General features: G+C 71.6%; 22 protein-coding genes. 20 read left to right on the top strand and 2 right to left on the bottom strand.

The features are described 5' to 3' along the window. Positions 1-67: 67 nt before the first annotated feature. Positions 68-1,195 carry an NAD(P)/FAD-dependent oxidoreductase gene (locus tag AC5RV6_RS13730; protein WP_494007879.1) on the top strand — a complete coding sequence of 376 codons (1,128 nt, stop codon included), beginning with the start codon at positions 68-70 and terminating at the stop codon, positions 1,193-1,195. Here the strand turns inward: AC5RV6_RS13730 and AC5RV6_RS13725 are convergent. Continuing rightward, positions 1,192-2,427 carry an ROK family transcriptional regulator gene (locus tag AC5RV6_RS13725; protein WP_494007878.1) on the bottom strand — a complete coding sequence of 412 codons (1,236 nt, stop codon included), beginning with the start codon at positions 2,425-2,427 and terminating at the stop codon, positions 1,192-1,194. The genes AC5RV6_RS13730 and AC5RV6_RS13725 overlap by 4 nt on opposite strands. Before the next feature lie 199 nt (positions 2,428-2,626). On the opposite strand from AC5RV6_RS13725, the gene xylA reads away from it, so the two are divergent. The 8 genes from xylA (at position 2,627) to AC5RV6_RS13685 (ending at position 10,402) form a co-directional block, all read left to right on the top strand. Continuing rightward, a complete protein-coding gene (gene xylA, locus AC5RV6_RS13720; protein ID WP_494007877.1) occupies positions 2,627-3,814 on the top strand; it encodes a xylose isomerase in 1,188 nt (395 codons plus the stop codon). A gap of 118 nt (positions 3,815-3,932) precedes the next feature. Next, complete coding sequence (locus tag AC5RV6_RS13715) at positions 3,933-5,348, top strand: xylulokinase (RefSeq protein WP_494007876.1); 1,416 nt, start codon at positions 3,933-3,935, stop codon at positions 5,346-5,348. Next, the gene (locus AC5RV6_RS13710; protein WP_494007875.1) at positions 5,348-6,412 is read left to right on the top strand and encodes an aldose-1-epimerase; all 1,065 of its coding nucleotides are present in this window, start codon (positions 5,348-5,350) and stop codon (positions 6,410-6,412) included. The genes AC5RV6_RS13715 and AC5RV6_RS13710 overlap by 1 nt, the downstream gene beginning before the upstream one ends. 128 nt (positions 6,413-6,540) lie before the next feature. Next, the gene (locus AC5RV6_RS13705) at positions 6,541-7,689 is read left to right on the top strand and encodes a zinc-dependent alcohol dehydrogenase (protein ID WP_494007874.1); all 1,149 of its coding nucleotides are present in this window, start codon (positions 6,541-6,543) and stop codon (positions 7,687-7,689) included. A 28-nt stretch (positions 7,690-7,717) separates the two neighbouring features. Beyond that, positions 7,718-8,293, top strand: a complete 576-nt coding sequence (locus tag AC5RV6_RS13700; protein WP_494007873.1) for a hypothetical protein — start codon at positions 7,718-7,720, stop codon at positions 8,291-8,293. An 87-nt stretch (positions 8,294-8,380) separates the two neighbouring features. Next, positions 8,381-8,908 carry an ArsR/SmtB family transcription factor gene (locus AC5RV6_RS13695; RefSeq protein ID WP_494007872.1) on the top strand — a complete coding sequence of 176 codons (528 nt, stop codon included), beginning with the start codon at positions 8,381-8,383 and terminating at the stop codon, positions 8,906-8,908. A gap of 1 nt (position 8,909) precedes the next feature. After that, positions 8,910-10,034 (top strand): serine hydrolase domain-containing protein, encoded by a 1,125-nt coding sequence (locus AC5RV6_RS13690; protein ID WP_494007871.1) that lies wholly within the window; start codon positions 8,910-8,912, stop codon positions 10,032-10,034. Continuing rightward, entirely contained in the window at positions 10,031-10,402 is a 372-nt protein-coding gene (locus AC5RV6_RS13685; protein ID WP_494007870.1) for a hypothetical protein, read from the top strand. The genes AC5RV6_RS13690 and AC5RV6_RS13685 overlap by 4 nt, the downstream gene beginning before the upstream one ends. Position 10,403: 1 nt before the next feature. Here AC5RV6_RS13685 and AC5RV6_RS13680 read toward each other — a convergent pair whose 3' ends face one another. Next, positions 10,404-10,865: a DUF2975 domain-containing protein gene (locus tag AC5RV6_RS13680; protein ID WP_494007869.1), complete on the bottom strand. Its 462-nt coding sequence runs from the start codon at positions 10,863-10,865 to the stop codon at positions 10,404-10,406. A gap of 171 nt (positions 10,866-11,036) precedes the next feature. Here AC5RV6_RS13680 and AC5RV6_RS13675 point away from each other — a divergent pair, with 171 nt between their 5' ends. The 11 genes from AC5RV6_RS13675 (at position 11,037) to AC5RV6_RS13625 (ending at position 20,969) form a co-directional block, all read left to right on the top strand. Beyond that, positions 11,037-11,684, top strand: coding sequence for an FMN-dependent NADH-azoreductase (locus AC5RV6_RS13675; RefSeq protein WP_494007868.1), 648 nt, complete (start codon positions 11,037-11,039; stop codon positions 11,682-11,684). Next, positions 11,684-12,226, top strand: a complete 543-nt coding sequence (locus AC5RV6_RS13670; RefSeq protein ID WP_494007867.1) for a GNAT family N-acetyltransferase — start codon at positions 11,684-11,686, stop codon at positions 12,224-12,226. Before AC5RV6_RS13675 ends, AC5RV6_RS13670 begins: the two co-directional genes overlap by 1 nt. A gap of 92 nt (positions 12,227-12,318) precedes the next feature. Beyond that, the gene (locus AC5RV6_RS13665; RefSeq protein ID WP_494007866.1) at positions 12,319-12,993 is read left to right on the top strand and encodes a GntR family transcriptional regulator; all 675 of its coding nucleotides are present in this window, start codon (positions 12,319-12,321) and stop codon (positions 12,991-12,993) included. A 132-nt stretch (positions 12,994-13,125) separates the two neighbouring features. Beyond that, complete coding sequence (locus AC5RV6_RS13660) at positions 13,126-13,923, top strand: SDR family NAD(P)-dependent oxidoreductase (protein WP_494007865.1); 798 nt, start codon at positions 13,126-13,128, stop codon at positions 13,921-13,923. Then, on the top strand, positions 13,916-14,542 hold the full coding sequence (locus AC5RV6_RS13655) for a carboxymuconolactone decarboxylase family protein (protein ID WP_494007864.1): 627 nt from the start codon (positions 13,916-13,918) through the stop codon (positions 14,540-14,542). Before AC5RV6_RS13660 ends, AC5RV6_RS13655 begins: the two co-directional genes overlap by 8 nt. A 23-nt stretch (positions 14,543-14,565) precedes the next feature. Beyond that, positions 14,566-15,561 (top strand): TAXI family TRAP transporter solute-binding subunit, encoded by a 996-nt coding sequence (locus AC5RV6_RS13650; protein ID WP_494007863.1) that lies wholly within the window; start codon positions 14,566-14,568, stop codon positions 15,559-15,561. A 3-nt stretch (positions 15,562-15,564) separates the two neighbouring features. After that, the gene (locus tag AC5RV6_RS13645; protein ID WP_494007862.1) at positions 15,565-16,071 is read left to right on the top strand and encodes a hypothetical protein; all 507 of its coding nucleotides are present in this window, start codon (positions 15,565-15,567) and stop codon (positions 16,069-16,071) included. After that, positions 16,068-18,257, top strand: a complete 2,190-nt coding sequence (locus AC5RV6_RS13640; RefSeq protein WP_494007861.1) for a TRAP transporter permease — start codon at positions 16,068-16,070, stop codon at positions 18,255-18,257. Before AC5RV6_RS13645 ends, AC5RV6_RS13640 begins: the two co-directional genes overlap by 4 nt. Positions 18,258-18,316: 59 nt before the next feature. Next, positions 18,317-19,243, top strand: a complete 927-nt coding sequence (locus tag AC5RV6_RS13635; protein WP_494007860.1) for a dihydrodipicolinate synthase family protein — start codon at positions 18,317-18,319, stop codon at positions 19,241-19,243. Further along, a complete protein-coding gene (locus AC5RV6_RS13630) occupies positions 19,243-20,016 on the top strand; it encodes an SDR family oxidoreductase (RefSeq protein ID WP_494008098.1) in 774 nt (257 codons plus the stop codon). The genes AC5RV6_RS13635 and AC5RV6_RS13630 overlap by 1 nt, the downstream gene beginning before the upstream one ends. 65 nt (positions 20,017-20,081) lie before the next feature. Then, entirely contained in the window at positions 20,082-20,969 is an 888-nt protein-coding gene (locus AC5RV6_RS13625; protein WP_494007859.1) for a fumarylacetoacetate hydrolase family protein, read from the top strand. Positions 20,970-21,005 lie beyond the last annotated feature (36 nt).

Here is a 21,005-nt window from a genome sequence, read left to right as displayed (position 1 = left end):
GGCGCAGCCCGCCTCCCGGTTCGCGTGCCGCTAGGCTCGAAGCAGGCGCACACGGAAGGCGGAGGCAATGGAGAACGGCAGGCAGGTCGCGGTGCTCGGCGGCGGCGTCATCGGACTTTCGGCCGCGGTGCAGCTGCTGCGCGGCGGTGCCGAGGTGCTGCTGGTGACGGAGGCGGAAATCGGCAGCGGCGCCTCCGGGCGCTCGCTGTCCTGGCTGAACGCCGGCGGCGGCTACGGGGAGGACTACTACCGGCTGCGGATGGCCGGCATTGACCGCTACCGCACCCTGCTCGCCCGCAATCCCGGCATCGACTGGCTCGCCTTCGACGGCGGCCTGTACTGGGATGACGACCCCTTCACCGTCGTCGATCGGCACAACGCGCAGACCCGGGCCGGCTACGACGCCCGGCTGCTGGACCGCGACGACGTGCCCGCCCACGTGCCCGGCGTGGACCCGGGGGTGCTGCCGCACCGGGTGCTGGTCAACCCGGGCGAGGGCTGGGTGTCCCTGCCCCATCTGGTCCGCCACCTGGCCGAGGAGTTCACCCTGCGCGGCGGCACCCTGATCGAACACGCCGGGCCCTGCACGCTCGTTGCGGCCGACGGCGGCGGGCCGGTACGCGGGCTGCGCACCGCCGGCGGCGAGGAATACGGAGCCGACGCCGTCGTCGTCGCCTGCGGGGCCGGCACCCCGGCGGTGCTCGCCGGCGCGGGCGTGGAGCTGCCGAACTCCTCCGACCTGGCCATGCTGGTGATCAGCGAGCCGGTGGAGCACGGGCTGCGCGCGGTGCTGAACACCCCGCGGATCTCGCTGCGCCCGCATCCCGGCGGGCGGCTGGCAATGGACCACACCTGGTATCTGGACCGCGTGGAGCGCCGGGAGGACGGCACCTGGAGCGTGGACCTGGAGGTGCTGGCGGAGCTGGCCGCGGAGGCCTCCCGGGTGCTCGCCGGCCATCCCGAGGTGGTTCCGCAGAGCTGGCAGCCCGGGCTGAAGCCGGTGCCGGGAGATGGGGAGCCGGTGCTTGGCGAACTCGCCGCACTGCCCGGCTGCTGGGCCGCCTTCACCCACTCCGGGGCCACGCTGGGGCTGATCGCCGGCGAGCTGCTGGCCGATGAAATCCTCACGGGCCGCCGGCACCCGCTGCTGGAACCGTTCCGGGCCGAGCGGTTCGGGTACGGCGAGGAGTCCTAGGCGCCCCGCGCCGGCACGGTTTCGGCGGCTGCTCCCGACTGTTCGGCGTCGGCGGTGATCTGGTGTGCGGCCGCGGGCAGCGCGGCGTCGGCGAGGACCGGCTCGAAGGCCAGCTCCGCCGCGCCCACCAGCAGCAGCTCCGCGCCCAGCTGGGCCGGCCGGATGTCCACCTGCCGGCCCAGCCCGCCGATCGGGCCGCCGGCCACGGCGTCCTGCAGCCGCTGCGGTTCCAGTCCGTACAGGGCGGAGAGGAACCCGCCGAGCACCACGAGCTGGGGGTTGAAGATGTTGACCAGGTCGGTCAGTGCGGAGCCGAGCAGGTCCAGCTGCCGGGCCGCCTCCGCCTGCAGGGCGGGGGAGGGGCCGGCGGCGATGGCCCGCTGCAGCTCGTCCAGGTCCGCCCGCTGCAGGCCCAGCGCCGCGAGCAGCCCGGCCAGGCTTACCTCGGTCTCCAGGCAGCCGCTGCGCCCGCAGTGGCAGGGCAGCCCCGGCACGCTCACCCGGGTGTGCCCGAACTCCCCGGCGTAGCCGGCGCCGCCGTGCAGCGGAACCCCGCCCACCATGGCTCCGCCGCCGATGCCGCTGGCGCTGCCGTTGAGGTAGACGACGTCGGCCGCGCCCACGGCGGCCCCGTAGCGGGATTCCGCCAGGGAGCCCAGGTTCGCGTCATTGGCGGCGCGCACGGGCAGCTGCAGCGCCTCGGCGAGCCGGGCGGCGAACGGTTCGTCCTCCCAGCCCAGATGCGGCGCCAGCAGCACGTGGCCGTCCTCCGCGCGCACCAGCCCGGGCACCGCGGCGCCCACGCCCACGACGGCGTCGAGCCCGGCCAGCTCCTGCCGCAGCCCGGCGACGACGTCGGCCGCCAGCGCGGCGGCGGCCTCGGGGGACGGCGCGCCGTCGGTTTCCCGGCGCACCCGGTGCCGCACGCCGCCGCCCAGGCCGACGACGCCGACCGTCACGGCGTCCACGTCCGGATGCACCGCCAGTGCGGCGACCTTGTCGTTGGGGTGCACGATCGGGCTCGGCCGGCCCACCCGCCCGCCGTCGGGGGCGGTTTCGCGGGCCAGCCCGCGCTGCACCAGATCGGCGGCGAGGGCGCCGACGGTGGAGCGGTTGAAACCGGTCAGGCGGGTGAGCTGGGCCCGGGACAGCGGCCCCTGCCGGTGCAGCAGGGACAGCACCCGCGCCAGGTTCGCCCGGCGCACCTCCGTGCCGGTTGTCGCCTCGCCCATTCCGTCCTCCATGACTGTGGTGCCGCCGTCGTGCCTCTTCGCCAACATATCAACGCGCAGGGGGTGCCGGCGCCGTCTCCCCGCCGTCCGAACCGGGCATGCTCCCGGCGGGCGCCGCGGGCGGCGTGGGGCGGTTGACAGCACCACCCTCCCACCATATGTTGTCGGGTACAACTAATCCTGTGACCTGGAGCATACCGTGACGACGACGCCATCACCCGCAGATCGCTTTACCTTCGGACTCTGGACCGTGGGCTGGACCGGCAACGACCCCTTCGGCGTCGCCTCCCGCGCCGACCTGGACCCGGTCGAAGCCGTCCACAAGCTCGCCGAGCTGGGCGCCTACGGCATCACCTTCCACGACAACGACCTGATTCCCTTCGACGCCACCGCCCAGGAGCGGGACCTCATCCTCAAGCGGTTCCGCACCGCGCTGGGCGAGGCCGGCCTGGCGGTGCCGATGGTGACCACCAACCTGTTCAGCCATCCGGTGTTCAAGGACGGCGGCTTCACCTCCAACGACCGCTCCATCCGCCGCTTCGCGCTGCGCAAGGTCCTCGCCAACGTCGATCTCGCCGCCGAGATGGACGCCGAGACCTTCGTGATGTGGGGCGGGCGCGAAGGCGCCGAATACGACGGCTCCAAGGACTTCGCCGCCGCGTTCGACCGCATGAAGGAGGCCGTGGACACGGTCGCCGCGTACATCAAGGACAAGGGCTACGGGCTGCGGATCGCACTGGAGCCCAAGCCCAACGAACCGCGCGGCGACATCTTCCTGCCCACCGTCGGCCACGGCCTGGCGTTCATCTCCCAGCTCGAGCACGGCGACATTGTCGGCCTGAACCCGGAAACCGGGCACGAGCAGATGGCCGGGCTGAACTTCACCCACGGCATCGCCCAGGCGCTGTGGGCCGGCAAGCTCTTCCACATCGACCTCAACGGCCAGAAGTCCATCAAGTACGACCAGGACCTCGTGTTCGGCCACGGCGACCTGTCCAGCGCCTTCTTCACCGTTGACCTGCTGGAGAACGGCTTCCCGAACGGGGGCCCGCGCTACGAGGGCCCCCGCCACTTCGACTACAAGCCCTCCCGCACCGACGGCTACGACGGCGTCTGGGCCTCGGCCGAGGCCAACATGCGCATGTACCTGCTGCTCAAGGAACGCGCCCAGGCCTTCCGCGCCGACCCCGAGGTGCAGGAGGCGCTGGCGCACTCCGGCGTCGGCGAACTCGGCCGGCCCACCCTGGCCGAGGGCGAGACGACCGCGGACCTGCTGGCCGATGCCTCCGCCTTCGAGGATTTCGACGCCGACGCCGCCGCCCAGCGGGACTTCGGGTTCGTGCGCCTGAACCAGCTGGCCCTCGAGCACCTGATGGGCGCCCGCTGACCGGCACCGCCCATCGCCGCCGCGGCCGTCGCAGTATGACGGCCGCGGCGGCCCCGCCCGCAGGCCGGCCGGTAGCCTGTTCAGCAACGCCGCGCAGCATTCCTTCGAAAGGCCACTGATGTCCCTCGTCGCCGGGGTGGACAGCTCCACCCAGTCCTGCAAGATCGTCATCCGCGACGCCGACACCGGGGCCCTGGTCCGCTCCGGCGCCGCACCGCATCCGCCCGGCACCGAGGTTGATCCCGAAGCCTGGTGGCAGGCCCTGCTGGCCGCAGCCGAGGCCGCCGGCGGGTTCGACGACGTCGCCGCGATCTCCGTCGGCGGCCAGCAGCACGGCATGGTCTGCCTGGACGCCGACGGCGCCGTGGTGCGCCCGGCGCTGCTCTGGAACGATGTCCGGTCCGCCGACGCCGGCCGGCGGCTGGTGGAGGAGGCCGGGCCCGACGGCGCCCGGCACTGGGCGCAGGAGACCGGCAGCGTGCCGGTGGCCTCCTTCACCGTGACGAAGCTGCGCTGGCTGCGCGACAACGAGCCGGAGAACGCCGCGCGCACGGCCGCGGTGTGCCTGCCGCACGACTGGCTCAGCTGGCGGCTGGCCGGCTACGGGCCGGGCAGCGGCGTCGAGGGACTGGCCGCACTGTGCACCGACCGGTCCGACGCCTCCGGCACCGGCTACTGGTCCCCGGCGGCAGGCGGGTACCTGCCGGAGCTGCTCGAACAGTCGCTGGGCCAGGTGCCGCAGCTGCCCCGCGTGCTCGGGCCGCTGGAGTCCGGGCTCCGGACCCCGGGCGGGGCGCTGATCGGTCCCGGTGCGGGGGACAACGCCGGCGCGGCGCTGGGAGTGGACGCCCGGGTTGGCGACGTCGTCGTCTCCATCGGCACCTCGGGCACCGTCTTCGCCGTGACTGCCGATCCCACCGCGGACGCCACCGGCCTGGTGGCCGGATTCGCCGACGCCACCGGCCACTATCTGCCGCTGACTGCCACCCTGAATGCCTCCCGCGTGCTGGACGCCACCGCGGCGCTGCTCGGCGTGGACCTGCCGCAGCTGACCAGCCTGGCGCTTTCCGCCGCGCCCGGCGCCGGCGGGCTGAGCCTGATTCCCTACTTCGAGGGTGAGCGGACGCCCAACCTGCCCGACGCCACCGGCTCGCTGCACGGGATGACGCTGGCCAACTACACTCCGGCCAACCTTGCCCGCGCCGCGTTCGAAGCCGTGGCCTGCTCGCTCGCCGACGGGTTCCGGGCGCTGACCGACCTGGGCATCGAGGCCCGCAGGGTCGTGCTGGTGGGCGGAGCGGCCCGCTCCGCCGCCATGACCCAGGCGCTGTCCGCGGTGCTCGGGCTGCCCGTGTCGGTTCCGGAACCGGGGGAGTACGTGGCCGACGGCGCCGCGCGCCAGGCCGCTGCGGTGCTCGCCGGCAGCTGGCCGGAGTGGAAGGCGCGGGCCGCGGAGACCACGGCCGCCGAACCCGCTCCCGAGGTGCTTGAACGCTACCGCGCCGCGGTCCGCCGCGAACACGGCCTGGGCTGATGGCCGTCCACGGCACCGCACCGGCGCCCGACGTTACAGCCTCGCCCGGACCGGGGTTCACCGCGCCTGCAGACCATGTTGAGCCCGCCGGGGGAGCGGCCGGCTCGCCGGCTGTCCCGGCCGGCGGCCGCTCCCCGAACGGCACCCCGGTGCAGCTGGCCGCCGGCCGCTACCGGGCGCTGCTCTCGCCGGTGGGGGCAGCGCTGCTGGGCCTGTGGTTCGATGACCGGCCGCTGACCCTGCCCGCGGATCCGGCCGTGATCCCGGACGGCTACTCCGGCAAGGTCCTGATGCCCTGGCCCAACCGGATCGCCCGGGCACGGTACCGCTTCGCCGGGCAGGAGTACCAGCTGCCCGTCAACGAGCCGGAAACCGGCAGCGCCCTGCACGGGCTGGTGCTCTGGCAGGAATGGGAACAGTGCCCGGCGCCCGACGCTCCCGGCCGCGCCAACAGCGGCGGCACCGGCGCCACCTCCGGGACCGGCGTCGTCTTCCGGCTCCGCTTTGCCGGGGAACCGGGCTACCCCTTTCCGCTGGACCTGGAGGTCGGTTACCGCCTGCACCCGGAGACCGGCCTCGGCGTTCAGATGCGGGCCGTCAACGCCGGCACCGGGCCGGCGCCCTACGGCGTTTCCATCCACCCCTACCTCACCGCCGGCGGCGCCGATCTGGACCGCTGCCGGCTCACGCTGCCGGCCGCCCAGGTGCTCGACGGCGGCGGGCTGCGGCCGGTGGACGGACCGCGGTTCGACTACCGCGAAACCGGGCCGGCAGCCCGCCCTCTGGATGGAACGCGGCTGGACCACGCCTTTACCGGGCTGCCCGCCGGGCCCTGGCAGGTGCGGCTGCAGGACCCGGAGGAGGATTTCGGCGTGCTGCTGGAGGCCGACGGCGCCGACGGCGCCCGCTGGGTGCAGGTGTACACCGGGGAGCGGCTGGGCCGGGCCGGGCTCGCCGTGGAACCGATGAGCTGCCCTGCCGACGCCTTCAACTCCGGCGCCGACCTGGCCGTCCTGGCGCCGGGCGCGGAGCACCGCTTCCACTGCCGGATCGCCGCCGCCTGACCCGGCGGGCGGCCCGGCCCCCGGCAGGTGTTTGACCGGTATCGCGGGTGCATGTGAGAGTGTCTGATACATAATCAGCATACTGATCATCTGTCGACCTGCGATTCCCGATCCGACGAGGAGAGCCAGTGCGAGCCATGGTGTACCGCGGGCCCTACAAGGTCCGCGTCGAAAACAAGGACATGCCTACAATCGAGCACCCCGACGATGCGATCGTGCGGGTGACGAAGGCGGCGATCTGCGGCTCCGATCTGCACCTCTACCACGGGCTGATGCCGGACACCCGGGTCGGGCACACCTTCGGACACGAGTTCATCGGGGTGGTGGAGCAGGTCGGCCCCTCGGTGCAGAACCTCAAACCCGGCGACCGGGTGATGGTTCCGGCCAACATCTACTGCGGCTCCTGCTTCTACTGCGCCCGGGGCCTCTACTCGAACTGCCACAACGTCAACCCCAACGCAACCGCCGTCGGCGCCCTGTACGGCTACTCGCACACCACCGGCGGGTACGACGGCGGGCAGGCCGAGTATGTGCGCGTGCCGTTCGCCGACGTCGGGCCCTCCATCATTCCGGACTGGCTGGACGAGGAGGACGCGCTGATGATGACCGACGCGCTGGCCACCGGCTACTTCGGCGCCCAGCTCGGCGACATCACCGAGGGGGACACTGTGGTGGTCTTCGGCGCCGGGCCGGTGGGCCTGTATGCGGCCAAATCGGCGTGGCTGATGGGTGCCGGCCGGGTGATCGTCATCGACCACCTGGACTTCCGGCTGGAGAAGGCGCGCAGTTTCGCCCACGCCGAGACCTACAACTTCACCGAGTACGACGACATCGTGGTCCACATGAAGAAGATCACCGACCACCTGGGCGCCGACGTCGCGATCGACGCCGTGGGTGCGGAGGCGGACGGCAACCTCATCCAGCACGTGACCGGCACGAAGCTGAAGCTGCAGGGCGGCTCCCCGGTGGCGCTGAACTGGGCGATCGACTCGGTGCGCAAGGGTGCCACCATCTCGGTCATGGGCGCCTACGGCCCGATCTTCAGCGCGGTCAAATTCGGCGACGCCATGAACAAGGGCCTGACCCTGAACATGAACCAGGCCCCGATGAAGCGGCAGTGGCCGCGGCTGTTCGAGCACATCAAGGCCGGCTACCTGAAGCCGAGCGAAATCATCACGCACCGGATCCCGCTGGAGCACATCGCCGAGGGCTATCACATGTTCTCGGCCAAGCTGGACAACTGTATCAAGCCGATCATCGACCCCGCCGCTTCCTGAGCGCCTGAATCCACGAGGAGCGAAGACCATGGCCTACACCCCGCAGAAACCGGCGCTGACCCCCACCGCGGAGGAGCTCCGCGCCCGCATTCCGGGCTGGGGAGCCGACCTGGACCCCAAGGACCGCCCGCAGGTGCCCAGGCTGCAGTTCGATCCGACCCTGAGCGGCGCGCACTGGGAGTTCCCGGAGCGCCAGGAGGAGAAGTACCCGCGGGAACGCTCGATCGAGCACAAGTTCCTGACCCCGGTCTTCGGCACCTCCTGCCCGCCCAAGGGCCTCTCCGGCGCCATCCGCCGTTACGCCTACGCCCGCCACAGCGAGGCCAAGGCCGCCCACTGGCTGCTGCTGATCGCCGCGGACCGGGTGGACGCGGTGGAGAGCCACCTGGCCTCCTTTGCCACCCTGCATCCGGACAACCCCATCACCGAGACCGGCGTGCTCAGCGAATTCAAGCGCGGCGGGCTTTCCTCCCGCCTCGGGCGCGGGCGGGCCGACGTGAACCACCAGTGGATTGATCCGATCCTGGTCGGCGGGCCGTGGATCCTGGCCGGGGGAGCGGCCTTTGCGGTGACGCGGCGGATCGTGCGCAGGCGCCGGCGCTGAGGCCGGGCTGCCGCCGGGCGCAGCGAATGTGAACAGGTGGGTTTGTAAACCTTGAATTAGTTCACGAATTACGTAATCCTTGAGCGCATGGATTCCGAGATTGAAGCCCGCCTGCACGCCTTGGAGGAGCGGGTGACGGCGCTGGAGGGCGCCGCGCCGCCGTCCGGGGCGACGTCGCCGCCCCAGTCGCCGGCCGACACCGGCGATGTGTTCTGGGCGCTGAACGGGCTCAAGGCCCGGGTGCCCGACCCCGGTGCCGTCCTGTTTACCGGCGCCGTGACCGGCCCCGGTGAGGAGCGGTACGAGTACCAGTACGGGCTGGAAGCCGCGCACCTGCTCGACCTCGACTGGAGCGCCTTCGCCGAGCCGTTGGCGGCGCTGGGCAACCCGGTGCGGCTGGCGATCCTGCGCGCGGTCGCCGGGGGCACCGAAACCGTGTCCGGGCTGGTCGAGGAGCTCGACGCCGGCACGGCGGGGCAGATCTACCATCACGTGAACCAGCTGGCGGCACGCGGCTGGCTGGCTGCCCACGCCCGCTCCCGCTACCGGATTCCGCCGGCGCGAATGATTCCGCTGCTGGCCATCCTGGCCGCCGCCGCGGCAGGAGGTGCCTGAGATGGCCGCTCCCGCCGCCTCGACTGCGGCCCGGCCCGCACGCCGCAGCCGGAAGGCCGCCGCCGGAGTGGCCGCCGGCGTCGTCCTCCTCTGCGGCCTGCTGGCCGCGCCGTGGCCGCCGCGGCTGTCGCAGGACATCCACGGCGACGTCGAGCTCGCAGAGCAGATCCGCCCCCTGCTGGCTGATCCGGCGGACCGGATCAGCGTGGCCTATCTGGAGGGAGGCAGCGTCCGCTTCGCCGGGTTCGGCGCCGATGAGCACACCGGGTTCGAGATCGGCTCGGTGACCAAGACCTTCACCGCCTCGCTGCTCGCCGACGCCGTCAGCCGCGGCGAGGTGACGCTGGAGACCACGGTCGCCGAGATCCTCGGCGACGACCTGGCCGACCCGCAGGCCGAGATCGGAACCGTCACACTGGCCGAACTGGCCAGCCACCGGTCCGGGCTGCCCCGGCTGGCTCCCGGCTGGGCGTCCTGGCGCGGACTGCTGGCCGGCCAGTTCCTGCACCGGGATCCCTACCCCGCGTCGGCCGAGCAGGTGATCGCCCAGGCCCAGGACGCCGCCCTGAATGATCGCGGCACCGTGAACTACTCGAACCTGGGGTACGCGTTCCTGGGCCAGCTGCTGGCCAAGGCCGCCGGCCAGGACTATGACGAGCTGCTCCGCAGCCGTCTGCTGCAGCCGCTGGGACTGAGGGACACCTACCTGCCGGTCACCGCCGCCAACCTGCCGGAGGGCGCCCCCGCCGGCCGCTCGGCCGGCGGGCATCGGGAAGGGCCCTGGACACTGAACGGCAGCGCTCCTGCCGGCGGCATCCGCTCCACCGCCCGGGACATGGCCGCCTACGCGCAGGCGCAGCTGGACGGCACGGCGCCGGGCGCGGCCGCCCTCGAGCCGCAGTGGCCGGACGGTGAATCAGGGGACCGGTACGGGCTGGCCTGGGTGACCAGTCCCGCGGAGACGGATGCCGGCGTCGAGGTGACCTGGCACAACGGGCAGACCGGCGGCTTTGCCGCCATGATCGCCTTGGACCGCAGTGCCGGGCGGGCCGTGGTGATCCTGTCCAATGTCTCCCAGGGGCAGGAAGAGGCCGCCCTGCAGCTGCTCCGGCAGGGCGCAGGATGAGTCCGCTGATCGCCTGGGGGCTTGCCGGGCTGCTGGCATTCACGTGCCTTTCCGCCGCCGTCTCCCTCTGGCGGCCGCGTGGCGGCCTGGCCAACGGCAGCCGCGCCGCGGTGCTGGCCACACTGCTGGAAGCCGCCGCTGTGGCGGTGTTCTTCCGGCTGGTGGTGCAGTGGACGCCCGGAACGGTGATGCTGTGGGTGGCTGCCGTCGCGGCGTTTGCGGCGGCGGTCGCCGGCGCGGTGCTGCGCTGGCCGCAGCTGCCGCCCCGGAATGAGGCGGGCAAACCGGGGCGGCTGTCCGTGGGGATCCGGGTTGTCCTGCTGGCGGCGGCGCTCGCCGTGTCGTTCGCGGCGTTCCTGCCGGTCTGACTCACGTCGTGTTCCGGGCCGGCCGCGGCAGCCGGACGCGCCAGGCCAGGACCGCCCACAGGGCAGCCAGCGCGCCGGCAACGCCGGCCAGCAGGAACAGCATGGCCGGGCCGCCGCCTCCGGTCCGCGGATCGGATCCGAGGACCACGGCGACGGCGCCAAGCAGCAGGGCCGCCGCGAGCAGCGCCGCCGCCAGGGCATCCGCCCAGACACGCGCCCGACGGGACCGGAGGCCGTCCCGGGCCGCCAGGCGGACCAGGCGCCACAGGCACAGCAGCGCCACCTGTCCGCCCGCGACGGCGAGCAGCATGAGGACCGTGATCGGCGTCCTCAGGTCCGCCACCTCGGGATAGTTCGCCGCCGCGTCCCGGCCCATGCCGGGCAGCAGCGCCTGGAGGAGGAGAGTTCCCGCGAGCAGTCCGGCCAGGAGGGGCTGCACTTCGGCGCTGGTGCTGGGTTTCATGACCGGGCCTCGTTCCATGGGCGGACTGGTATCGAATGTCGATAGGAAAGCGCTGTCGCTCGATAGTGCCCGAGAATCCGGTCCGCCACAAGAGCCGGACCGCCGGACGCCGGGGCCGGGGGCTCGGTGCCGCTCCGTGATGGTGCGGGCGGGCTCGGGTAGGTTGGGCGCATGCCTGTTCTGCTGCACCTTGACTCCTCCGCCGACCTGCTCACCTCCCGGTCCCGTGCCGTCACCGCGACCTTCGCGGACGCCTGGCGCCGGCTGGGCCCGGACCATGAGGTCGTCCACCGCGATCTGCACCGGGAGCCGCTGCCGCACCTCAGCGACGCCGCCCTGCACTTCCCGCCGCGGCTGCGCCCGGCCGGCGCGGCGCCGTCGGGGGAGCAGGAAGCCCTGCAGGAGAAGCTGGTGGCCGAGCTGCTGGCAGCCGACGTGCTGCTGATCGGGGTGCCGCTCTACAACTATTCGATGCCGTCCACGCTCAAGGCATGGATCGACTACATCCACATTCCGGCGGTCACCGCTCCCTTTGACGATCCGGCCGCCCAGCAGCCGCTCGCCGGAAGGCCTGCGGTGCTGGTCTCCACCCGCGGGGGAGCATACGACGCCGGCAGCGCCACCGAGTTCGACGACCACGCCGTGCCGGCGCTGAAGCTGATCCTCGCCGACGCCCTCGGCATGCGGCTGGAGACCATCGTGGCCACCCGCACCCTGAGCGAGCGGCTGGGCGCTCCGGCCGAGGACGTGGCACGCCAGCACGCGGAGCTGGCCGCCGCCCATGAGGCCGCCGCGGCCGCCGCCCGCCGCCTGGGCTGATGCGGACGCTGGAGACCGAACGGCTTCTTCTGCGGCCGTACACCCCCGACGACACCGACTTCGTCTACGACCTCTACTCGCGCATGGACGTCCAGCGTTACCTGGGCGTGCAGCCGAAGGTGATGCAGGACCGGGCTGAAGCAACCGCGCGCATCCAGGCGTGGGCCGCGCTCGACGACGGCACCTGCGGCATCTGGGCCGTGCAGGACAAGAGCTCCGGACAGCCGGTGGGGAGCCTGCTGCTGAAGTCCATTCCGGCGTCGGGCCCGGACCTGCCGCCATCAGGCGACATCGAAATCGGGTGGCACTTCCATCCGGACAGCTGGGGGCGGGGCTACGCTCCGGAGGCCGCCGCCGCCGTTCTGGCGCATGCCCTGCAGCGGGGCCTGCCCCGCGTGGTGGCCGTGATCAATCCGGAAAACTTCGCGTCCCGGCGGGTGTGCGAGAAAATCGGCCTGCACCCGCACGGACTGACCGACCGCTACTACGACACGGTCTGCGAACTGTTCAGCACGGAGCCGGCCGGGCTGCCCCCAGCCTGAGCCGGCCTTTAACGGGACGGACGCCGGCGGGGGCCCCGGCAGCGGAAGCGGGCGCTAGGATTCCGGTGTGACCGCAATCTTATGGACTGGCCGTGGTTGACGACGAAGGCCAGGGGCAACGGCGCCCGCCCACGACCCAGGCCTACGTCCTGGACCAGCTGCGCCGCGCAATCAGTGCCGGAGAATTCCAGCCGGGGCAGCCCCTCCGTCAGGATGCACTGGCTAAGCGGTTCGGGGTCAGCCGCGTGCCGGTCCGGGAGGCGTTCAAGGTCCTGGAAAGTGAGGGCCAGGTGGTCTACGAGCCCCACAGGGGGCACAAGGTCGCCACACTTTCCATTGACGATCTGCTGGAGGTGTACCGGCTGCGGCAGCTGCTGGAAGCGGAGGCTGCGCGCGTGGCGATGCAGGCTGCGCCGCAGCCCGAGGTGCTTGCCGCGCTCAAGTCCGTCGCTTCGGAGGTGGAAGCCGCCAGCGCCGCAGGAGACCTGCTTGCCATGACGGCGGCCAACCGCCGCTTCCACTTCATCCTGGTCGAAGCCGCTGCCATGCCCCGGCTGGAACGGATGGTGCAGGTCCTCTGGGATGCCACCGAGGCCTACCGGTACGTCTACTACGGGGGAGAAGGCAACCGGACACGAGTCGAGGCCGAGCACCGGATGATCATCGATGCCTTTGAGGATCGAGACGTCGAACTCCTGATCCGCCTCCTGGACGAGCATCGGGAGCACGCGGTCGAGGCGCTGGGTGCCTTCCTCCGGGCCACCTGAGCCGCGCGGGACACCCCGCCCGCCGTGCAGGCGGACGGCAGACCGGGCCTCGGTTGGAAGGCACCAAGTGGTCCCGGCAAGAAAAATGTGAGATAGGTTACATTCTCGCCGGACTTTGGATACAGTCGCCAAATGGATCTGGTTTCCAGCAGCGTCGCTGGTCGTTCTTTCCCGGCCCCGGCCAACGGCCCCGCAGCCGACTGGCTGGGACTTTCCGGGCGTAAAGTGCTCGTCGCCGGTGCCGGCGGCATCGGTTCCGCGGTCGCTCTCGCCTTCGCCGAGGCCGGCGCCGCTGTTGTCACGGCGGATCGGGATCCCGCACGCCTGGCCCGGCTTGGCGCCGAACTCAAAACCCTGGAAGCCGACCTCGCCACCGCCGAGGGGTGCGAGGACCTGGTCGCGGCGGCCGCCGGCACCCTGGGCGGACTGGATATCCTCATCCATGCCGTCGGCATCAACCACCGCGTGCCGCTGCTGGACACCGCCGACGAAGACTGGGACGCCATTCTGGCCGTCAACCTCACCAGTGCCTTCCGGCTGGGCCGTGCGGCCGGGCGGCTCATGGTCGCCGCCGGATACGGCCGCCAGGTGTACTTCTCCTCGGTGTCCGGACTGCTCGCCCACCCGGACCACGGCCCGTATGCCGCCAGCAAGGGCGGGCTGAACCAGCTCCTGCGGGTGATGGCACGGGAATGGGCGGCCTCCGGAGTCACTGCCAACGCCGTGGCACCGGGTTACACGGACACCGACCTGACCTCCGCGCACCTCAACCGCCCCGGCGTGCGGGACCACTACACCGCCCAGGTTCCGGCAGGACGCCTGGGCTCCGTCGCGGACCTCACCGGGCCGGCCCTGTTCCTCGCGTCGGACCGGGCGGCCTTCATCACCGGCCAGGTCCTCTACACGGACGGCGGGCGGACCCTTGTCTGAGACTCCCACCCCGCCAGCGCCTTCCCAGGGCCGCTTTCCGCTGCTGGTTCCCGCGGAACTGACCCCGGAACAGGCCTCCCTCTACGCCGCGATCGCCGGCCCGCCGCGGGCCGACGGGCCCTTCCGGCTCACCTATGACGACGGCGCCCTCACCGGCCCGTTCAACGCCCTGCTCTTCGCCCCGGCCATCGGACAGGCCGTGCAGGAGCTCGGCGCGGTGCTGCGCTTCCGCGGCAACCTGCCCGGGCGGCTGCGCGAGCTGGTGATCTGCACCCTGGCCGCAGAGCTGGAGTCGGACTACGAGTGGTACGCCCACAGCCGGGTCGCCCTCACCGCCGGCGTCTCCGCAACGGAACTGGAGGAGCTGGGCAGCGGACGGCTGCCCGCCACCCTGGACTCCGCCGAGCACGCAGCCCTCGACCTGGTCCGCGCGCTGCTGGACTCCGCGACCGTCAGCGAGCGGGTCCACGCGGCGGCCGCCGAGCATTTCGATCACGCCGGAATCACCGAGCTCACAGTCTTGACCGGGTACTACCGCCTGCTCGCCGGGCTGCTCGCGGTGGGAGCCGTGCCGGCGCCCACCGAACCCGGTCATGGCACCACCCACACGCGCCCATGAAAAACGACTATCAGGGAGACACCATGAGTTCGACTGAACGCAGCTGGATCCGCCTGGGAGCGGCAGCGCTGCTGGCTCCGGCCCTGCTGCTCTCCGCCTGCGGCAGCCCGGACACCTCCGGCGGCGACGCGGGTGCCGGCGGCGACGGCGGCACCCTCTCCATCGCCACCGGCGGCACCGGCGGGGTCTACTACCCCCTTGGCGGCGGCTTCGCGACCGCCATCCGGGAGAACATCGAAGGCTACGATGCCACCGTCCAGGAAACCAACGCCTCGGTGGACAACGTCCTGCTGATCACCAACGGCTCCGCGCAGATTGCCTTCTCGGTGGGCGACGTCGTCTCCGACGCCGTGGAGGGCATCGGCGAATTCGAAGGCAAACCGCAGGAAATCTGCTCGCTCGGCAACATCTACAACAACTTCCTCCAGGCCGTCACGGTGGACGGGACCGGAATCACCTCAGCCGAGGAACTGGCGGGCAAGGTCGTCTCCGTGGGCGCCCCCGGATCCGCCACCGAGGTCGGTGCCCTGCGGATCCTCGAAGCCGCCGGCGTCGACCCGGAGTCCGTGGAGCGCCGCCAGCTCGGCGTCGCGGAAACAGTCGCCGCACTGCGGGACGGCACCATCGACGTCGGCTTCTGGTCCGGCGGCCTGCCGACCGGGGCGCTGATCGACCTGGCCAGCGACGGCGACATGGTGCTGCTGCCCATCGGCCAGTACGCGGAATCCATGGCGGACAAGTACGGGGACTACTACCTCAACGAAGAGATCCCGGCCGGCACCTACGAGGGACAAACCGAGGCAGTGGAAGCCATCGCCTCGCCCAACCTGCTGATCGCCAGCCCGAACATGGATGAGCAGCTGCAGGAGGACATCTCCCGCGCACTGTTCGACAACGTCGAGCAGCTGACGCAGGTCCATCCCGCCGCCAAGGAAATGGACCCGGCCACCGCGGGCGACGTCAGCTACGTGGACACCTGCCCCGGGTCCCAGACCTACTTCGACTCGGCGGGAAGCTAGCACATGCACCGGCCGGCCGCCGTCGTCGTGCTCCTGGGGATCCTTGCCGCGGCAGGCCTTGCCGCCCCCGCGGCACAGGAACCCCGGGACCCGTCCTGGACGCTGAGCATCAGCAACGACGACGGCGAGCTGGCCGACCTGCCCGTGGATTCCGGCTCCTTCGCGGTCAGCTACCGCAACTCGATCTACGGCACCCTTGCCGAGGAACGGTATGAGGTCCGGCCGGACGGTAGCTGGGAGCTGGTGCAGCTCGCAGCGGATCAGCTGGCCGTGCTGGAGGAGTACTACGCGGTCCCGGGCCCGCCCGCCGCAGCCCCGGAGCAGGACAGGCGGGCCTGGACCGCCGCTCCGGATCCGGCCCGCCCCGCCGTCTTCACCCATCTTTCCATCGCCGCCACCGACCGGGGGCAGCGGACCGTGCACGTCGAGGGGCGGCCCCCGCTGCCCCTGTGGACGCTGGTCGACGACGAGGCGCCCTTCGTCGCGCTGGAACTTAAGGAGAACTCATGACCAAGCGACCCCGCGGCGCGTCGGCCGTCAGGGCCAAGGCCGAGGAAGCCCGCACCACCCCCGACCCGCTGCTGCGCTCGGAGCGCCTCGGCAGGGACGGGGAGGACGACGTCGTCGATCCGCTCAAGCGTGAAAGCATCGTCGATGAAGAGGCGCTGATCGCCGAGTTCGAGGCGGAAAAGCCCGCCCGCCAGCTCAGCGGCATTCCCGCCGTGATCATCAAGGCCCTCGGCGTGGCCCTGTCCCTGTTCGCCCTGTACTGGGTGTTCCGGCCCATGCCCACGCAGTTCTACCTGCCGATGTTCCTGGGCCTGGGCCTGGCCATGACCTTCCTCGTCTACCGCGGCTGGGGCCGCTCCGCGAAGGCCAAAGAGCAGGGGCGCACGGACAACCCGTACATCGCGGACTGGCTGCTCGCCGCCGTTGCGCTGGTGCCCTTCGTCTACATCGCCATGGACTGGGACGGCTTCTTCCGCCGGGCGATCACGCCCACCTACCTGGACCTGATCATGGGCATCATCGCCATTCTGGTCACCCTGGAGGCATCCCGCCGCACGGTGGGCATCCTGGTGCCGATCGTGGTGCTCGTATTCTTCGTCTACGCCTCGTTCGGCACCCTGGTGCCGGCCCCGTTCAACACGTCCGACTTCAGCTGGATCCGCCTGGTGGGGCACAACGTGATGGGCACCCAGGGCCTGTTCGGGGTTCCCACCGAGGTCGCGGCCTCCTACATCATCCTCTTCACCATCTACGGGGCGGTGCTGGCCGGGTCCGGCGCCACGAAGTTCTTCATCGACCTGTCCTTCTCCGCCTTCGGCCAGTCCAAGTCCGGCCCGGGACGCACCGTCACCCTCGCCGGATTCCTGCTCGGCACCGTCTCCGGCTCCGGCGTCGCCACCACCGTCACCCTCGGCGGCATCTCCTGGCCGCTGCTGCGCAAGGCCGGCTACCCGAAGGAACACGGCGGTGCGATCCTCGCCGCAGCCGGCATCGGTGCGATCATGTCCCCGCCCACGCTCGGCGCGGCGGCCTTCATCATCGCGGCGCTGCTGGGCGTGTCCTACCTGCAGGTGCTCATTTGGGCCACCATTCCCACCCTGCTCTATTACTTCGGCATCATCCTTGCCATTGAAATGGATGCCCGGCGGTTCAAGACCAAGGCGGTGGACTTCGACGTCAAACCGGTCGGGAAGCTGCTGCTGCGCTTCGGCTACCATTTCAGCTCCCTCGCGGCGATCGTCGTCTTCATGGTGATGGGCATGACTCCGTTCCGTGCGGTGGTCTACGCCACGGTGCTGGCCTTTGTGCTCAGCTTCCTCGACAAGCAGTCCTGGATGACGCCGCGGCGGATCTGGGATGCCCTGGCCACCGGCGCCACCGGTGCCCTCTCGGTGATCCCCGTGATGGCGGCCGCGGGACTGATCGTGGGCGTCATGACCCTCACCGGACTGGGCCTGAAACTGGCCAACATCATCGTGGACTTCGCCGGCGGCTCCCTGCTGCTCACGGCGGTGTACTCGGCGATTGCGGTGACGCTGCTCGGACTGGCGGTGCCGGTGACCGCCAGCTTCATCATCTCCTGGGTCATCATCGGCCCGGCGCTGCAGGATGTGGGCGTACCGGCGTTCGCCGCCGCAATGTTCATCTTCTACTACTCGGTGCTCAGCGAAGTGTCCCCGCCGACGGCGCTGTCCCCGTTTGCCGCCTCGGCCATCACCGGCGGCAAACCGATCAAGACCATGTGGCTGACCTGGCGGTACACGCTCTCCGCCTTCCTCGTGCCGTTCATCTTCGTGATGTCCGCTTCCGGTGTCGGGCTGCTCATGCAGGGCGGCGTCGGCACCATCGCCCTGGCCCTGGCCGTCTCGCTGGTGGCCGTTGCCGCGCTGGCCGTAGCCACCGGCGGCTGGATGTTCGGCCTGGCCCGCTGGCCGGAGCGGGTCCTGCTGGGCATCGGCTCCCTGCCCCTGCTGGTCATGGAACCGCTGTACATCGGCATCGGGCTCGGCATCATCGCCGTCGGCATCGCGGTGCACCTGATCAGCCTGAGAATCCGGCCTGCTGATGATCCCGGCGAGAGGCCCGGTACCGGCCCTGCCGCCGGTACCGGCAAACGGGCCGTGGTCCGCCGCGGCAGCTCCGCGGCACCTGTCGCACCGCGCGCAGCCGAAACGGAGGCACCATGACCGCCGGCCGTCCCGGAAGCCTGGGGCCCACCGACCCGCCGACCCAGGACAGGACATCCATGACCAACCAGACGCCCGCACCGCCGTCCCCGCCGACGCCGCTGCGCCCCGGCCTGTGGGGTGTGCTGGCCACCCCCTTCCTGGGCGCCGGCTGCGCTGTCGACACCGGCTCGCTGCGCCGTGAGGTGGCCCTGTATACGGAAATCGGCGCCACCGGCCTTGTGGTCCTCGGCGTCTTCGGCGAAGGCGCGGCGCTCAGCACCGCGGAACAGGAACTGACCGTCCGCACCGTGGCGGCCGAGGCCGGCGACGTGCCGCTGGTCGTCGGACTCTCCGCGCGGAGCACCGCCCCGGCACTGGACCAGGCCGCCACTGCCTGCCGGGCGGCCGGGCCCCACCTCGCTTCGCTGATGGTCCAGGCCAACAGTGCGGTGCCCGAGGTCCTGGCGGCACACCTGACGGCCATCCATGAGGCAACCGGTGCGGGCATCGTGCTGCAGGATTACCCGGTCGCCTCCGGGGTGAACATCAGCGCCGACCGGATCCTCGCCGTCGTCGGGCAGTGTCCGTTCATCACCGCGGTGAAGTCCGAGGCGCCGCCCACGGCCCTGGCGGTGGCCCGGCTCGCGCGGGGCACCGAGGTCCCGGTGTTCGGCGGCCTCGGAGGAGTGGGGCTGCTTGATGAACTGGCCGCCGGTGCCGCCGGCGCCATGACCGGGTTCTCCCATCCGGAAGGGCTGCTCGCAGCGCTGGAGGCGTTCGCCGAAGGCGGGTTCGCCCAGGCCCGGAGGGCATTCGCCCCCTGGCTTCCGCTGGCCAATTTCGAGGCGCAGCCGGGCGTGGGCCTGGCCCTGCGCAAGGAGGTGCTGCGCCGCCGCGGCATCCTCACCGACGCCCGGGTTCGGCCGCCGGCACCGCCGCTGCCCCCGGAACTGGCGGAACTGATCGATGCGCAGCTGGACGCCGTCCGGACGGAGGTGGCGTGATGGAACTGGGCCTGGCGGGAAAGAATGCCCTGGTACCGGGGGCAAGCGCGGGGATGGGTTTGGCCATCGCGCAGGCGCTGGGGGCGGAAGGAGCCAACGTCGTCCTTGCCGCCCGGCGCGGGGACGTCGTGAAGCAGGCAGCGGCGAAGCTGCCCGCCGCCGTCGGGATTGGCCTCGACCTGACCGGCGACACCGCCCCGGAGGACCTGGTCCGGCAGGCGGAAGACGCCTTCGGGCCGGTCGACGTGCTGGTCCTGAACAGCGGCGGCCCGCCCCCGGGCACCGCCGCCGGCATGGACCCGGCGCAGGCCGCGGCGGCCCTGAACCAGCTGCTGCTGCAGCACCTGCGGCTCGTCTCCCTGGTGCTGCCCGGCATGCGCGAGCGCGGCTGGGGGCGGATCATCGCCGTCGGCTCCTCCGGCATCGTGCAGCCGCTGCCGAACCTGGCGCTGTCCAACATGGCCCGCGCCGGGCTGGCCGGCTACCTGAAGACCCTCGCCGCCGAGGTCGCCGCCGACGGCGTCACCGTCAACCTGGTGCTGCCCGGCCGGATCGACACCGAGCGGGTGAAGTCCCTCGACGAGGCCGCTGCCAACTCCTCGGGCCGCTCGGCGCAGGAGGTCCGGGCGGCATCGGAGGCGGCCATCCCCGCCGGGCGCTACGGCCGGCCGGAGGAGTTCGCCGCGGTGGTCGCTTTCCTCGCCGGTACCGGGGCCTCCTATGTGACCGGGCAGCAGATCCGCTGCGACGGAGGGATGGTCCGCTCCTACTAGAAGCCCGGGACCGGGACACCCCGGCCCCTCCGCCGTTCACTGCCCGCCCGTTGAAAGGACCTGCCTTGACCAACCGCATCCTGCAGCTGTGCTCCATCCACGAGCCCGCCTCACGGCCCGGGAACCCGGTGGAAAGCGCCGCCGTCGTCCACCCCCGGCGTGGAGCCGCCCGGGTCCGGGACCTGCTGCCCGGGTTCACGGGCGACCTGCTCGACGTCCTCGCCGGGGACCTGCTCGAGGACCTGGAGGCCGCCGCGGACAAAGCCGACGACGACGTCTTCACCGACCCGGCGGACCTCACCTACGGTGCCCCCTACCGCCGCCCCCGGATGCTGTGGGGCATCGGCCTGAACTACGTGGAACACGCCTCCGACCTGTCCGAAGCGGTTCCGGACGAACCGGCCTCCTTCATCAAGGGCGACCACACCGTCATCGGCCCCGGAGAACCGATACCCATTCCCGCCCAGAGCAGCCGCACCACGGCGGAGGCGGAAATCGCCGTGGTGATCGGACGGTACTGCCGCAACGTGGAACCGGAACAGGCCCTGGACTACGTGGCCGGGCTGGTGCCGGTCCTGGACCAGACCGCCGAGGACATCCTGGAGCGCAACCCGCGGTTCCTGACCCGGTCCAAGAACTTTCCCGGCTTCTTCTCCTTCGGCCCGCGGATTGTTCCCCTGGACACCGCCGTGGGGGAGGGCACGCTGCCGGAGCTGGAGGTCTCGACGGTGGTCAACGGCGAGGTCCTGCGCACCAACTCGGTGTCGCACATGCGCTACAGCCCCGAGTTCCTGATCAGCTTCCACAGCAAGGTCATGCCCCTGTATCCCGGCGACATCATCTCCACCGGCACCCCGGGAGCCATCCACATCCGCCCCGGCGACACCGCCGAATGCCGGATCGCCGGGTTCCCGTCCCTGTCCAATCCCGTGGTTGACGGAGCCGCCGGCTGAGCGGCCCGCCCGGCCCCGCCCCGAAGCGCGGAGCCT

This window comes from Arthrobacter saudimassiliensis (genome assembly GCF_059090665.1).
The sequence above is the reverse complement of the archived record's forward strand: the minus strand, read 5'-3'. Positions and strand labels throughout refer to the sequence as shown.